Origin of the sequence: Lysinibacillus agricola (genome assembly GCF_016638705.1) — a bacterium.
GTDB lineage: Bacteria > Bacillota > Bacilli > Bacillales_A > Planococcaceae > Lysinibacillus > Lysinibacillus agricola.
This window is the reverse complement of sequence record NZ_CP067341.1, coordinates 1,520,492-1,535,675: the sequence shown is the minus strand read 5'-3', so window position 1 is coordinate 1,535,675 and position 15,184 is coordinate 1,520,492. Positions and strand designations below refer to the sequence as shown.

Here is a 15,184-nt window from a genome sequence, read left to right as displayed (position 1 = left end):
ATATTCTGAATATTAAAGGTACATAATGGAATTTCAGCTTAATGATTTACTTAGATACGTATCCTTCATTATTAAACTAATAAACAGATTTATATTTTTCATATACCTTTTGTATAGCAAAGTAAAAGTCATCGAACTGTCTTTTAGCAAGTTGATACGTTTCGACCAACTGTGGATTAGGCTGTTGAGAACCTTGAATATGCAAGAAATTTTCAATAACATCAAAGCTATCATAAATACCTGCGCCCACACCACCTATAATTGCAGCACCCATAGATCCAGCTTCATCCAAATAATTAGGGATATGGACAGGTAACTGAAATACGTCTGCAATAATCTGACACCAAACCTTACTTTTGGCGCCACCACCAATCACAATTAGGTCTTCAATGTCGATATGCTCCTTTAAAATGTCAAAAACAATCCCCAAGTTATAGGTAACACCTTCTACAACACTTCTTAGCATCTCTTCATGGGTGGTATCTGATTTAATGCCTAAATAACTCCCCTTAGAGACGGTGTCCCAGCGTGGAGCTCGCTCTCCCAAAAGATACGGTAAAAATAGAACTCCTTGCGAACCAGGGGACGCCTTTTCAATCTTTTTATTTATTAGATCATATGGTGAACTACCTGTTTGCTCAGCAGTTTGTATTTCAGCCTGACATAGTGTTTCTTTCATCCAGTTGAACGAGCCACCTGCATATTGCATTGTACCGTTAGGCGCATAATATCCTGGAATTGCATGTGCCCATGTTACAATGCGCATTTCTGGATCAAAAATAGGGTTTTTAGAAGTCGTAGTAACCCATGCAGATGTACCTAGGGAACAATACGTCTTTCCTTCCCTAACAGATCCCGCACCGATACTCGCTGTCACACCATCTCCAGCACCAATGACAACTTTTGTTCCTTCAGCAAGACCAGTTACTTTTGCTGCATCTTGTAAAATTACACCTGCTTGATAAGTAGATGGTTTTAAGTCAGGTAATTTCGATATCTCAATGTTACTCGCCTCGATAATGCGTTTAGACCATGTAAATGTTTTCAAATCGAAGCAACCCATACTGTTTCCATCTGAGTAATCAGTGACAAATTTCCCTGTTAATTTAAATACAATATAATCTTTAGCATTTAGCGTCTTATAAGTTTTTTTATAAATTTCAGATTCATTATCACGTATCCACATTAATTTTTGTATACCATAAGAAGGTGTATTACGATGTCCAACAATCTGATAAAACTCTGTTTGAGCAATGGTTTTCTCTAATTCCATTGATTGCTTAACTGAACGTTGATCAGCCCAAATTATGGAGGGACGTAATGGTTCACCTTTTTTGTCTACTACTAAACACCCCATCATTTGGCCACTAAAACTCACCACTTCTATTTGTTTTGGGTCAATATTTGAGTTTTTAAGGATATTCAAAGTAGATGAACAAACCGCATCCCACCAATCATTTGGGTTTTGTTCTACCCAATTTTCATTAAAATAGTGAGTGGGATACGAAGAAATATAACTATCTATTAATCTTCCTGATTCATGAAATAACGTTGCCTTATTTCCAGAAGTACCAAGATCATGCGCTAAGATATATCTTTCCACTTTTCTGCTCACCTCTATTTAAGTAGCTGTAATTATAATTTCAAAACTATTTTTATCTCCCCTATATCGTGCAATGGAGTATTCAATTGGTTCATCTCGATAGTTAAATCCAATGGAAATAAATTTTTGGATTGCCTTACCTTTTTCCATATTTAAATAGTCAAAATCATATTTCTCCGCTTCAACAGCTTCGATATAACGTCTAATTTTGCTTATTTGTGTTTCTGAAAATTCACCTAAAATAGGGTACAAAGATTCTTTTACAAGATCCTTTTCGAGCACAAATTTACATTTATCATATGGAAGGTACGTTTTGACCATCACAATTGGCTCATTATCTGCAAACCTTCTTCGATGTAAATAAATAACTTTTGAGCCTAATGGAATATTTAATTTCTCTGATACAAATCCAGGTACATCTATTACTTCTAATTCCACTACTTCCGTGCTTGGTGTCATACCAAGGTCTCTTATTTGATCATTAAATGAACCAAGTGCTTGAATAAAGCTTTGTTCAATTTTTGGCGCTTTTACAAATGTTCCTTTACTTTTTACTCTGTATAACCATCCTTCTTGAACGAGTTCAGCTACTGCTTGACGTACAGTTGTTCGACTGATGCCATAAATAGCACTTAATTCTTTTTCTATTGGTATCGCATCACCTACTTTTAATGTTCCATTTTTTATATCGTTTAAAATCAATTCCTTTAATTGGTAATACAAAGGGATTGGTATTGATTTATCTAATTGATGAGCCATATTTATACCTCCAACATGCAGCTATTTAAAATAAATAAGTCCGTTTTTTAGTCGTAAAGTTCCTTATTATATATAAAACTTTCCCTAAGATTATTTTATAAATGTTCTAGTTAAAAGCAAAGTATTTTGAAATATTTACATACATCTTAGTGATCAATTTAATAATCAAGATAAATCCTCTAGTATATGTCACAGATTTAAAAAAGTATTTCTGGGAAAAATCTGAACAACATTAGCTGAGACGAAATTGATAACAGTACAAATCGGACTTTATTTATACAAACCGAATGTGAATGATATATTTTCATCATCTTTAAAGAGATGACTCACAATTAACTAATCCCACTAAAATTTTTCGAACTTCTTTCTCTTACAATATAGTAAAGATATATGTAATTAGTTCACCTCTCTATATAACTAATAATGAACAAGCGTTGAATATATATAAGAATATTCTGACTTCCGAGAATGGTAAACGTTTACTTACCGTTCATTATAGCACTAAGTTGAAATATATCAATATCATTATGTCATTACATAATGATATTCTCACATTTAAAATATTGAAATTAGAGATACCAAATTATTCTAAAATATCTTTGATATGCGTAATATATTCTTTTGAATAATAAAAAAAACTCACGATGTTATTTCTACACCGTGAGCTTAACTTTTGTGCTTTTATAAAAAACTGTATATTTTACTGGATTAGTAAAGCCTAACTTAGCGCCTAAATGATAAGATCCATGGTTATCAATATCACAATCCCAACAAGGCTGTAAATCATTTAAAAGGCAATCATCAATAAATTTTTCTACAATGAAGCCTGCTAATCCTTTTCCTCTATAGTTGGAATCAGTTATTATATCAATCTCTGCAAATTGATGAGATTTAAAAATAGAAACTGCTTCGCTAATGATCTTATTTTCATGCTGAAGACAAAAACCAAAGCCTTTTTCTAGAAAATCATCAGTAGATCCCCAGTATTCCTCATAATATTGATTGTCAAATTCTAAACTATGATCAATTTGATGTTGCTTGATTTTAATGCATTCGTAATCAAGTGAATCTCGTTTCTCTCTATTGTTATAAGCATTTATATCAAAGCTAAAATTGTATCTTTCTAATTTATTCACATAATTATTTAATCGTTGCTCAATTTTTGCGCTCCATTCATCTGAATAACTGAATAATGTGAAACGTTTACTTTCCACAATCGATTCTTTTAATAAAGCCGCGAGTTTACTTATAACTTTCTCGCTGGACGAATCGCCATGAACAAAGTATATCCCTGCTTTGGTTTGAAATAGTAGTGAACGAAAGCTTGCATCGTCGGCATAGACAGTGCCTTCTATTACCTGATCTAGTATACTGTAGACAAATGTTGGTGCACTCTTTATCGTTTCTTTTATTCCGGGAAAATTTTCAGCTGTTACCTTTATCATTTTCATTTCCTCCATTCTTTTGATATATCTTCATACATTATAACTTTAATAGTAAATACTAGAACTGTTGTTTAATATTGAAATTATGTATAATAAGTACATAAAATTTGAAGGGACTGAATTATGCGCAGATAGCAATATTTTTCATCCAAACTTAATTAAAAACTTGGAGGTAAAAGTATTGATAGAACAAATTGATACAAAAAGATTATATTTAAGAAAAATGAAGATGGCTGATGCACATAGTTTATTTAACATTTGGTCAGACCCGGAAGTTACTAAATTTATGAATATCACCAATTTTACTCACGAAGAACAAGCAAAGGAAATGATTGAGCTTTTTGATCAATTGACTGAGGAGCATAAAGCTATTCGCTTAACAATTATTGAGAAGGAATCCAATGAGATTATCGGCTCTTGTGGATTCAATTCTTTTGACGTAGAGAACGCAACAGCAGAAATTGGCTATGATCTTGCTAAAGCATATTGGGGAAAGGGCTATGCGCCAGAAAGTATTTCAGCTTTGATTGATTATGCTTTCAACACCTTGGACATAAATAGAATTGAAGCAAAAGTAGAGCCTGGTAATAGTAATTCTATAAAAGTAGTAGAGAAATTGAATTTTACGTTTGAAGGAACATTTCAAGAATACAAAGAATCAAAAGAATCTTTTTATGACATTAATGTTTACTCTTTATTAAAATAACTTGAAATAAAAAATATAAAAGCCAAGAATGTTTACCTAAGAACATTCTTGGCTGCTTTCATTTCTGTTACTTAATCGGAATCCAAATTTCAGAATAAAGGTCAGGACTAAATGGATCTTCGTCTGAATACACTTCCAGCTCAGCCGTCCCAGTAGGTTCGTATGAATTAGATGGGAACCATTCAGAGTAAATTTGTTTCCAAGTATTTTGCATAGCATCCGGCATAGGGCCATGTACTTCAAACACAACCCATTTAGATGCTGGTACTTCCATCGCTAATAGATTTTCTGGGACATCGCCCATATGATCCGTTGCAACCCAATAATCAATTAGGCCATTTTTTTCTTCCCCGGCATTTGGTACACATACACCAAGTACCCCTTTAATTTCTCCATTATTTAATTTAAATAAATGATCGTCCATCCCTTTGCTGTTTATTTCATCCCAAAATTGAGGAATGCCTCGCGTATTCTCACCATTCTGACAATCAAACGTTCTTTTTACTCCAACCACTTGAAACTTTTCTTTTTCTACGATTTTATACTTCATTGGTTCTGCTCCCTTCAAGCTCACCTGGATGACCAGGCGATTGTATGATTGTAGTTGTCCTTGTTTCTTTCTTGCTTCACTAGGCGATACATGATGCTGCTTCCGAAATGCCTTTGTGAAAGCTTCAGGAGAGTCGTAGCCATATTTGTAGGCGAGATCGATTATTTTTTGCTCCGTATTCATTAATTCTTGTGCCGCTAATGTTAATCTTCTGCGTCTTATATAATCTGCAATAGACATATCTGTTAGAATTGAGAAAGTCCGTTGAAAATGAAAGACCGAAGAATTTACCTCTCGCGCGAGTTGCTCCATTGTGATGTCATCTAATAAATGCTCCTCGATATAATTAATTGCTTTTTGAATCGACTCAATCCAACTCAAGTGCTCTCACTCCTTGCTTATAGCTTAAAATATCTGAATTCGTTATTCCTGTCTTTTTATGCTAACTTTGGACTGGTTAAAATGAAAGCATTATTTTTTATTGGGACATCACCAAAAATAAGGGATAACATATGTTGAAACGTATACCACGTATATAAGTTGATCTTCGTTCCGACTGGGCGACTCCTTGGGCCTTATTAATTTACACAATCAGTATTATTGGTTAAAAATAGAATTAAAAGACCGAAACGGATTGGAGGTTTTGATATTGATTAAGTGGCAAGGAGCTGCATAATTTGCTTCAATGAAGACAATCAATTATTAATGGTTTTGCAAGGTACAAAAAAAGAAGCAAAAACATGGGCAGTACCATCAGGTGGAAAGGAAGCTACCGAAAATTTTGAGTCATGTTGTATACGTGAAGTATATGAAGAAACTGGATTTGTAGTAGATGTCGTCAAGAAGTGTTACATAAAAATAATGACGCAGTGGAAGTTCGTTACTTTGAGACAATCATTATCGGTGGACAAATGATGATATTATCCTGATGAACTGATTTATGAAAATGCTGGAAATCAAAAGATGAATTACTCAATTTAACATTAACCTTCCCTGAAGATAAGCAATTTCTTTTATCATTATTTTAATAATGGAGTCATGCTTAAATCAAGTGAGCATGGCTTAGGGTAATTGCGACATTATTCTCGCGGGTATTTCTCTGGCGCGCGGGTATTCGCTTCTCTTCCGCGGGTATTTCCCTGATTCGCGCGGGTATTCGCTTCTCTTCCGCGGGTATTTCTCTGATTCGCGCGGGTATTCACTTCTCTTCCGCGGGTATTTCCCTGATTCGCGCGGGTATTCGCTTCTCTTCCGCGGGTATTTCCCTGATTCGCGCGGGTATTCACTTCTTTTCCGCGGGTAAACTCTTATATCAATGATTATTTCATTTTTACTTTCTCAATTGCCGCTTCGTATATCGATTCATCATTGATTTTAATATATTGATTTTTCGCTGCCTTACAATAACCTTCTTTATCTAGAAAATCCTTTAGCTCAGATTTCTTGGCAAATATTTTTTCAATGACATTCTGCTCCACTTCAGATTCATCTGTTCTTTTAGCAATTGATACCCAATATACTTTTGACAAGTTCTATCTCCCCTTTAAGTAAGCTATTTATAAATAATTAAAGCCGAATGTATAACTGTCTGATCACCAATATATAAAGTATTGTATTTAATATCTACAATCAGATAGCCACTTAAATCTAATAGAGCATTATTAATATCATTTTCAAATTGCACAATATCATTATTTTGGATGGTAACTACTTGAGTCGCTTGCGCCATATGTTTTATCCCCCTTTTTCTTCTAATCATAGAATAAAAGGGAAGATTTGTCACAATAAAATATATCAGGAGTAAAAGCAAAAGCTGTATATTAGGAGGGTGGTTAGAAATACCTTATACTTTTAGATTTTCAACTGAAAATAATACTTACATCTTTAACCAAGAACTAAATGAAAAATACAAATTAATTATCCAAAGTGAGCTAACTAACTAAAAAAGGCTATCCCTATTTAGGAAAGATTGGGTGGCCTGGCCTTCTTCTTTGTATTTTAAATCAAAAAAGTGTCGGAGCCCCAAAGCTCCAACACTCCCCTTCTAATACATTTTCAAATATTCTTCCCTCTCCCAATCATGGACACGTGTGCGGTATTTATTCCATTCTATTTCTTTAGCAGCAGTGAATTTTTCAAAGATATGGTCTCCAAGTGCTTCACGGACGATATGATCCATTTCTAGTTCAAGGAGTGCATATTCCAATGACGATGGGAGACTATCGATTGCGTTTAATTCCCGCTCAGCTCGTGACATTTTATAAATATTTTGATTTACAGCATCTGGAGGGGTTAGATCATTGCGAATTCCATCGAGCCCAGCTGCTAAAATAACCGCCATTGCTAAATAAGGATTTGCTGCCGGATCGACAGAACGAAGCTCGATACGTGTAGATAATCCTCGTGCAGCTGGAATTCGAATAAGTGGTGAACGGTTTTGTGCAGACCATGCTACATAGCAAGGAGCCTCATAGCCTGGCACTAATCGTTTATAGGAATTAACAAGTGGGTTTGTGACAGCTGTAAAACCGTGTACATGTTTTAGTATTCCTGCTATAAAGCTACGCGCTGTTTGGCTTAATTGCAATTCTGCATTTTCATCATAAAACGCATTTTTATCCCCTTCAAATAAGGATAGGTTGAAATGCATTCCAGAACCGTTGACACCAAATAATGGCTTTGGCATGAACGTTGCGTGTAATCCATGCTGTGCAGCGATCGTTTTTACAACAAGCTTAAACGTTTGAATATTATCACATGCTTCGATTGCACTTGCATACTTAAAGTCGATTTCATGTTGACCAGGCGCAACCTCATGATGTGATGCCTCGATTTCAAAGCCCATTCCTTCTAACTCTAATACGATATCACGTCGACAGTTCTCTCCTAAGTCAGTTGGGGCTAAGTCGAAGTATCCACCGCTATCATTTAACTCAAGTGTTGGATGTCCTTTTTCATCTAGCTTAAATAAGAAAAATTCCGGCTCTGGTCCTAAATTAAATGAGCTAAAGCCTAACTCCTCCATCTCCTTTAAAACCCTCTTCAGATTGGAGCGTGGATCGCCTTCAAACGGTGTACCATCTGGCCTAACAATATCACAGATAAAGCGCGCCACCTTACCCTTTTCAGCAGTCCAAGGAAAAATCACGAAGGTACAAAGGTCCGGACGTAAGTACATATCTGATTCTTCAATGCGTACAAAGCCTTCAATGGATGAGCCATCAAACATCATTTTGTTGTCCAATGCTTTTTCTAATTGGCTAACGGGTACTTCAACGTTTTTAATCGTTCCCAATATATCAGTAAATTGTAGGCGAATAAATTTCACATTTTCTTCCTTCACTCGGCGTTTAATATCTTCTCTTGTATAATGTTTCATTTTCCCACCACTCCAATGTAATTTTAATTAACATCATTTCTTTGCAACTGTTTTTAAAATACAATACAAGGACAAAAAACGCAATGTTTATGTTAGGTTTTATTACATAGATTTTTTCGAATATATTAATCTTTTTTTCAGATGGATAGAGCTGCACTTTCCTCTCACTTTCCAATTAAGGTCTTTAGACTCACCAAAAAGTATTTCAGTTAAAAGTTTTTGACTTTATCACTTGATACAAAAACTTTTTTTCCATATTTTATATCACAATAGTCTTGTATAATGTCATATTTATTGGTAAATTTATAGCAAATTAGAATTTCTGTATTATTCATCAGATAAGTAAATAAGGCGTATATAATAATAGTCAGAAATTATTATATACGATTCCTAGAAATCTTCAGTTAAAGATACATAAGGCGGTGAATGTAGGAAGCATGTCAGTATTAATTATTGGCAGCGTAAGTAATGATGTGTTGCGTCTGCAAAAATATTTTCATCGTATCGACATCAAAAATGTTCATTGCTTTACAACACCTGAAGCTGCAATGAATTATTTATTAGATCCTTTGAAAGCAGAGTTGGAATTAATTATTCTCGATGCAAAAATGACACTTAAAAATTGCGAGAACATTTGTCAGCAAATTGACGCATTAAAAAACTGGATTGATGCCCCTATCCTTCTTTCTACTACTTACGAAAAAAACATTACAATTGATAGGGTTTTTGAAGCTGGTATTTTCGACTTTATTTTAAAACCATTTGACTTCACCCAATTTAAGACTCGAATTCAGGTTGCCCTCAAATATCAAAAGGAAGCCAAGCTACGAAAGCAGCAAGAAAGCATTATTCAAAAAGATTTAATTGTCGCAAAAAAATTTCAAAAAAATGCATTATCACCTCCATTGAATCTTGAACATATTCAGATTGATGGGCTTTATGTTACATCTAATACATTAGGGGGTGATATGTACTGCTGGTTTAAGATTAATGAACATTTAACTGCCATTCTTCTTTACGACGCTATGGGGCACGGCATTGCCGCATCACTCGTTACCATGTCCATTAGATCTCTGTTAAAAGGTATGATTACAACATTAATTGATCCAGTTTCTGTGATTAGAGAACTTAACCGCCAAATTTACGAGCTATTTTCTGATGAAGATATGGACCGTTTTTTAATGACGGCTATCTACATACTTATTGATACGAAAAATGGAACTTTACACTATGTTAATGCGGCTCACCCATCTGGTTTTTTATTTGGAAAATACGGAGAGACGGTGTTTCTCCCAGCAACTACACCCATCCTGGGGCTATTCCCAACCATTTTTATCAATAAAAAAACGATACCTTTATCTGGCTGGCATCGCATAATACTTTATACGGATGGATTACTGACAATAAATGAACAGCATGTTATTGATATGGACTTTTTCCATTCCTACGCTTCACAAGACAATAGCTATGCCTTGCAAAAATTTTCTCAAAAATACGATTTATTCGACAATGATTACAGTGATGATATAACAGTAGTTTCAATAACAATTACATTACAGGGTCGGTGATGATGATGGAATTCACACTCAAAGTAAATCCTGATACACAAGCTATAGCCTTTGTAGATCAAATTATGGAAAATTATACAAATATATATAATCTATCTCATAAAAGAGAATTACGTTTTGTCGTACATGAATTAGTTATCAATGCAGTAGAAGCAATGGGAAAAATCGACTCATGCTCCAAAAAGGAAATTCAAGTTTATGTATCCCAATCAAATGAAGAAATAAAAATAACGGTTATTGATGAAGCGAAAGGGATTGCCGAAAATGATTTGGATAACGTTCTACAGTTTGATTTAGACGAACTCGATTATTCAGATCGCGGGCGAGGTTTATTTTTTGTTAAAAATATGGTCGACCATATTTGGTTTGAAAATATTTCTGAAACGAAATTTTTAGTTGGTATTTCAAAAAAGATTCATGTATAAAATGGAGGAGTTTTAATGAAGCTGTCAATCCGAAGAAAAATGAGCCTGCTTATATTTGGTTGTATTTTACTACTCACTACACTTTTAGCAGGAATAAATTTTTATGTTGCCCAAAAAAATCTTTTAGAAAGCGCAAATACAAAGCTTTTATCAGATATTCAAGTGAGCTATGAATATTTAGATGCTAAATTCCCTGGAGAATGGTCCATTAAAAATGATCAATTGTATAAAGGCGACGTCAAAATGGTAGACAATTTTGACGTCGCTGATAAAGTTGGAGAGTTAACAAACGGAAACGCTGTCTCAATCTTTCAAAACGATACTCGTATTAGTACAAATATCGTTGAAAATGGTGATCGCGCATTAAATACAAAGGTTTCTGATGAAGTTGCGACTGTTGTGTTAGGAGAAAAAAAGCGTTTTATCGGTTCAGCAAATGTCTTAGGTAGTATGCACCAAGGAGCCTATGATCCAATTTTAAATAGCCAAGGAGATGTTATTGGAGTATGGGCAACAGCTGTTCCAACCGCTCCTTATATAAGCATTGCTACAAAATCTGCACTGGAAAATGTAGCGATTTCCTTAGGAATTGCCATTTTAATAATTGTTGGGATTAGTTGGTTTTTACAACGACAAATCATCACCCCTATCAATATTTTAAGTACAAACGCCAAAGAGTTAGCAGATTTAAATTTAAATGTAAAGCTATTAAACCCTAAAGGTAAAGATGAGATTGCTGTCTTAGCAAATGCCTTTAGTGATATGAAAAATCGTTTAACAGAGACGATGACAATCGTAGCTGGTAGCGCCAGCCAAATAGCTAACTCATCACACTCATTAGCAGAATCATCACATCAAACAAGTGAGGCTTCTAACCAAATTGCACTTACGATGAATGAAATTGCAGTTGGTACTACGACACAATCTGATCAAGCTGAACAAATTGTGTCAATGATGCAAAAAACGATTAAAGAAGTATCAAGTAGTTTACAAAAGGCCGAGGACACTTTAAATAGCGCTATACAATCAACTCATATTGCACGTAAAGGCGAAGAGGCGATTAATGAGGCCATCAAGCATTTAAGCGATGTCACACAAACAGTATCTTATGCGACAGATTCTATTCAAAAACTCGGTAAACGATCTGAAGAAATTGGAGGCATTATTACCGTTATCACCGGCATCGCAGAGCAAACAAATCTACTTGCCCTTAATGCAGCCATCGAAGCAGCACGGGCAGGCGAGCAAGGAAAAGGCTTTGCCGTTGTTGCATCAGAGGTACGCCAGTTAGCTGAACAGTCAAGCTTAGCATCAGGACAAATTACAAATCTTATTAATGATATCCAGGCTGAAACCTCTGTGACAGTTCGCACAATGGAAAGTAATCTGCTCGCAGTAGAAGAGCAGGTAACCATTATTAATAAAGGAGGAGCTGCTTTAAAGGAAATTGTTGAAAAGGTTGAAGAAACAGAAAAAGGTGTTGAGCAAATGAAGGTTGCATTCACAAATGTAAACGACAACTCCTTAGGTGTACAACAAGCTATTCAAGATATTTCTCGTATCATCGAAGACTCCGCAGCAGCAACAGAGGAAATCGCTGCAACATCAGAAGAACAATATGCAACTGTTGCAGAAATTACACAAAGTTCAGATGAATTAGCCTCAATTGCTGATAAATTACAAAATGAAGTCAATAAATTCAAGTTTTAACTTCTTTCAGCAAATGTTTTTTGTAGCGAAAGCACAGCGCCAGCTATAGAAATCTCTCCCCTCTATAGCTGGTGAGATGCACGCTAGTTTAAGTCCCTTTTCAGGGGTGTCCAAACATCCACTGAAAGAAGTACGGCGCGTGCCACGGAATCGGAAAAGAGTTCTTTTTGCAAGCACAAAGACGATTCCGGACGCCGCGGCATAATTAAATTTCAAACATTAAAAAGAAAATGGAGGCGCTATAGTATGAATCAGAAGAAAATTGCGATGAATATTGACACAAAGGCTGATTATATTTTAATTGCGTTTACTGGCGATTTAGAATACGGGATGATTGAAGAGATAAAAAAAGAGCTTCAATCGTTAAACTTAGAAACAAAGCATGGATACATTATCGATATGCAAAAAGTTTCAAATATTGATAGTACAGGCTTTGGCATGATCGTCAATTTCGCAAAGAAAGTATCTGTAAAAGAAAAGAAGATCGCCATTATTGTCGTCGATGATTTCATTCGCAACTTGTTCGCTATTTCGCAAGTTGATAAAGTATTCCCTATTACTAAAAGCGAAGAGCAAGCGAAACAGATTATTAAAGAAGGCTGGCTAGGTGAACTATCCCTTAGCGAATATTAACCCTATTGTTGCCCCCATCATTATAAAAAAGTAGGTTGTATCCCTGTTAGATGGAATACAACCTACTTTCTTAATATTGTAAAAGCATATTTACCAACACAACGATAATCACAACAGGTACTACTATTAACATCAATAGACGATATGTTGAATAGAAACCTTGTCCCATTTGACTACCTATCAGTAATTCCTTCTTCACAAATTCTTTATCAACCACATACGCAATAAAGATAGCAATCAATAAGTTACCCAACGGAAGCATTAAATTTGATACTAAGAAATCTGTTGCATCGAAAATTGTTTTCCCAAAAATTGATTCATCCGCTAAGGTACTTGATGAAAGCGCTGCTGGAATCGCGGCAATAAAGACTACTACACCTATTAACATCGTCAATGCAGAACGAGACATACGCCCCTTCTCAATAAATGCAGCTACGATAATTTCATATAAACTGAAGGAAGATGTAAATGTAGCGAATAAAAATAATAATAAAAACATCGCTAAAAATACTTCACCAAATGGCATTTGACTAAATGCTGTTGGCAGAACCATAAATAGTAAGCCTGGTCCAGAATTCGGCTCTAAACCAAAAGCAAATACAACTGGGAAAATCGCTAATCCTGCTAAAAACGATACAAGCACAGTAAGAAGGACTACGGAGCCCGCCGAGTTAGGCAAGCTCACATCTTTCTTTAAATATGAGCTGTATGTCACAAGACAAGAAAACCCTACCGCTAAGCCAAAGAAGGATTGCCCTAACGCTTCTAAAATAGCCTTTCCAGTTATATTCGAAAAGTCAGGCCACAAGAAGAATTTAACCCCCTCCATTGCCCCATCTAATGTTAAAGCCCGCACAACAAGCACAATAAACATGATAAATAATAACGGCATCATCCACTTATTGGCCTTCTCTATACCATTTTGCACGCCAAGTGAAATGATTAGCACATTTACTAGCGTAAACAATCCTAAACCTAGTAGTGTAATCCAAGGCGTTCCTATAATCTTTCCAAATAGTTCACTAGGATCATTAGCAGGATCAATAACAGCCCCAGTCACACCAAGGCCACTATATATAAAAATCCAGCCTCCTACAACGCTGTAAAAAGTTAACAATAAAAAACAACCAAGCACGCCCATACGGCCAACCCATGCCCAGCCTTTTTTCGTTGGTGCAATTTTTTTATATGCAGTCACAGCCTCAGACTGTGTACCACGACCTAAAACATATTCTGATAAAAGCATCGGTAAACCAATCAACAATGTAAATAGAACAAAAATAAGGAAAAATGCTCCTCCACCACTTTGTCCAGTAACATACGGAAGCTTCCAAATTGCCCCTAGTCCGATTGCAGCTCCTGCCGATGCTAAAATAAAGCCTAGTTTACTAGACCACTGACTCTTTTTTTCACTCATCTCTTCAAACTCCTCAACATTCTAAACTCTTCCTTATTCTACATGAAAATACTAAGCTCGACTAGATAAATTCTAACTGTCGTTTTAACGATTCTATACTTCGATTATGCGGTTCTATCCGTCTTTTCGTTGATTCTACCCGTCACTTCGGCGGGCCTATCCGTCACTTCGATGATTCTATCCATCACTTTGACAACTCTATCCGTCGTTTCCGCAATTCTATCCGTCTCACATAAAAAAACCTCGAGCACTTAACTACTCGAGGTTTCATCCTAATTATTTTGTTAAATACATGGAACGCTGATGATCAATCCATTTACGCATTGTTGTGAATAGTAACGCCATGATGACCGTTATTAAAATACCTTTCACAATATTAAATGGCAAGATTCCAGCCACGATCATTTTATATAGTGAATCACCTACAACAGGCTCCATACCTAAAAAGTAAGTGTACATTGGTAAAAATACTGCATAGTTTAGAAGGCTCATTCCTACTGCCATTGTGATTGTTCCAACAGCTAAACCTCCGATAAGACCATTAATTGTTTTGAAGCGGTTAAAAATAAAACTAACTGGTAAGATAAATAAAATACCTGTTGTAAAGTTCGCGATATGTCCTACCGGTACTCCCGTTGGCGTGCCTGAGAAAATCCAGTCCAACACATTTTTAAATAATTCTACTAAAATACCGGCTACTGGCCCCATTGTGATTGCTGCAAGTAATGCTGGCATATCACTGAAGTCGACTTCCAAAAACGCCGGGAATGGCGGAATTGGGAAATTAAAAAGCATTAATAAAAACGAAATACTGCTCAGCATGCCAATCGTAATAAATGATTGGAGTTTGACATTTTTCTTCATTGAAAACTCTCTCCTCTTTGCTGATTCAATCTCGCAAGAAGAAAGGTTACGACCTAATCAATTGTTATCATGAAAAAACCCTTATGCAAAAGAGCATAAGGGAGAATAGGCATGATTAAAAAACG

The 15,184-nt window shown here is 35.5% G+C and carries 15 protein-coding genes and 1 pseudogene; 6 read left to right on the top strand and 10 right to left on the bottom strand.

The genetic code is table 11. The annotated features are described in order from the left end of the window. Positions 1–76 precede the first annotated feature (76 nt). The 3 genes from xylB to FJQ98_RS07280 all read right to left on the bottom strand — a co-directional run bounded on the left by xylB (position 77) and on the right by FJQ98_RS07280 (position 3,807). A complete protein-coding gene (gene xylB, locus FJQ98_RS07290) occupies positions 77–1,603 on the bottom strand; it encodes a xylulokinase (protein ID WP_053594416.1) in 1,527 nt (508 codons plus the stop codon). Between the two features lie 18 nt (positions 1,604–1,621). After that, complete coding sequence (locus tag FJQ98_RS07285; protein WP_053594415.1) at positions 1,622–2,362, bottom strand: GntR family transcriptional regulator; 741 nt, start codon at positions 2,360–2,362, stop codon at positions 1,622–1,624. A 653-nt stretch (positions 2,363–3,015) separates the two neighbouring features. Then, complete coding sequence (locus FJQ98_RS07280; protein WP_053594414.1) at positions 3,016–3,807, bottom strand: GNAT family N-acetyltransferase; 792 nt, start codon at positions 3,805–3,807, stop codon at positions 3,016–3,018. Between the two features lie 181 nt (positions 3,808–3,988). Here FJQ98_RS07280 and FJQ98_RS07275 point away from each other — a divergent pair, with 181 nt between their 5' ends. Further along, the gene (locus FJQ98_RS07275; protein WP_053594413.1) at positions 3,989–4,513 is read left to right on the top strand and encodes a GNAT family N-acetyltransferase; all 525 of its coding nucleotides are present in this window, start codon (positions 3,989–3,991) and stop codon (positions 4,511–4,513) included. A 67-nt stretch (positions 4,514–4,580) separates the two neighbouring features. On the opposite strand, the gene FJQ98_RS07270 is transcribed toward FJQ98_RS07275, so the two are convergent. Beyond that, entirely contained in the window at positions 4,581–5,444 is an 864-nt protein-coding gene (locus tag FJQ98_RS07270) for an AraC family transcriptional regulator (RefSeq protein ID WP_053594412.1), read from the bottom strand. A 324-nt stretch (positions 5,445–5,768) separates the two neighbouring features. Here FJQ98_RS07270 and FJQ98_RS27500 point away from each other — a divergent pair. Continuing rightward, positions 5,769–6,091, top strand: a pseudogene (locus tag FJQ98_RS27500) (NUDIX hydrolase). 51 nt (positions 6,092–6,142) lie between these two features. Here the strand turns inward: FJQ98_RS27500 and FJQ98_RS07260 are convergent. The 4 genes from FJQ98_RS07260 to glnA all read right to left on the bottom strand — a co-directional run bounded on the left by FJQ98_RS07260 (position 6,143) and on the right by glnA (position 8,442). Then, the gene (locus FJQ98_RS07260; protein ID WP_143114728.1) at positions 6,143–6,349 is read right to left on the bottom strand and encodes a hypothetical protein; all 207 of its coding nucleotides are present in this window, start codon (positions 6,347–6,349) and stop codon (positions 6,143–6,145) included. Between the two features lie 33 nt (positions 6,350–6,382). Beyond that, positions 6,383–6,592, bottom strand: a complete 210-nt coding sequence (locus FJQ98_RS07255) for a hypothetical protein (RefSeq protein ID WP_053594411.1) — start codon at positions 6,590–6,592, stop codon at positions 6,383–6,385. A gap of 23 nt (positions 6,593–6,615) precedes the next feature. Next, entirely contained in the window at positions 6,616–6,792 is a 177-nt protein-coding gene (locus FJQ98_RS07250) for a sporulation protein Cse60 (protein ID WP_143114725.1), read from the bottom strand. 315 nt (positions 6,793–7,107) lie between these two features. Further along, the gene (glnA, locus tag FJQ98_RS07245) at positions 7,108–8,442 is read right to left on the bottom strand and encodes a type I glutamate--ammonia ligase (RefSeq protein WP_053594410.1); all 1,335 of its coding nucleotides are present in this window, start codon (positions 8,440–8,442) and stop codon (positions 7,108–7,110) included. Positions 8,443–8,879: 437 nt separating this feature from the next. On the opposite strand from glnA, the gene FJQ98_RS07240 reads away from it, so the two are divergent. The 4 genes from FJQ98_RS07240 to FJQ98_RS07225 all read left to right on the top strand — a co-directional run bounded on the left by FJQ98_RS07240 (position 8,880) and on the right by FJQ98_RS07225 (position 12,778). Next, complete coding sequence (locus tag FJQ98_RS07240) at positions 8,880–10,010, top strand: SpoIIE family protein phosphatase (protein ID WP_053594408.1); 1,131 nt, start codon at positions 8,880–8,882, stop codon at positions 10,008–10,010. Next, positions 10,010–10,435 carry an ATP-binding protein gene (locus tag FJQ98_RS07235; RefSeq protein ID WP_241774545.1) on the top strand — a complete coding sequence of 142 codons (426 nt, stop codon included), beginning with the start codon at positions 10,010–10,012 and terminating at the stop codon, positions 10,433–10,435. Before FJQ98_RS07240 ends, FJQ98_RS07235 begins: the two co-directional genes overlap by 1 nt. Positions 10,436–10,450: 15 nt before the next feature. After that, a complete protein-coding gene (locus FJQ98_RS07230; protein ID WP_053594407.1) occupies positions 10,451–12,145 on the top strand; it encodes a methyl-accepting chemotaxis protein in 1,695 nt (564 codons plus the stop codon). 246 nt (positions 12,146–12,391) lie between these two features. Beyond that, positions 12,392–12,778: an STAS domain-containing protein gene (locus FJQ98_RS07225; protein ID WP_053594406.1), complete on the top strand. Its 387-nt coding sequence runs from the start codon at positions 12,392–12,394 to the stop codon at positions 12,776–12,778. A 70-nt stretch (positions 12,779–12,848) separates the two neighbouring features. On the opposite strand, the gene FJQ98_RS07220 is transcribed toward FJQ98_RS07225, so the two are convergent. Both FJQ98_RS07220 and FJQ98_RS07215 read right to left on the bottom strand, forming a co-directional pair. Then, complete coding sequence (locus tag FJQ98_RS07220; RefSeq protein ID WP_053594405.1) at positions 12,849–14,195, bottom strand: sodium-dependent transporter; 1,347 nt, start codon at positions 14,193–14,195, stop codon at positions 12,849–12,851. A 276-nt stretch (positions 14,196–14,471) separates the two neighbouring features. After that, positions 14,472–15,059 carry an ECF transporter S component gene (locus FJQ98_RS07215; RefSeq protein ID WP_053594404.1) on the bottom strand — a complete coding sequence of 196 codons (588 nt, stop codon included), beginning with the start codon at positions 15,057–15,059 and terminating at the stop codon, positions 14,472–14,474. Between the last annotated feature and the right edge of the window lie 125 nt (positions 15,060–15,184).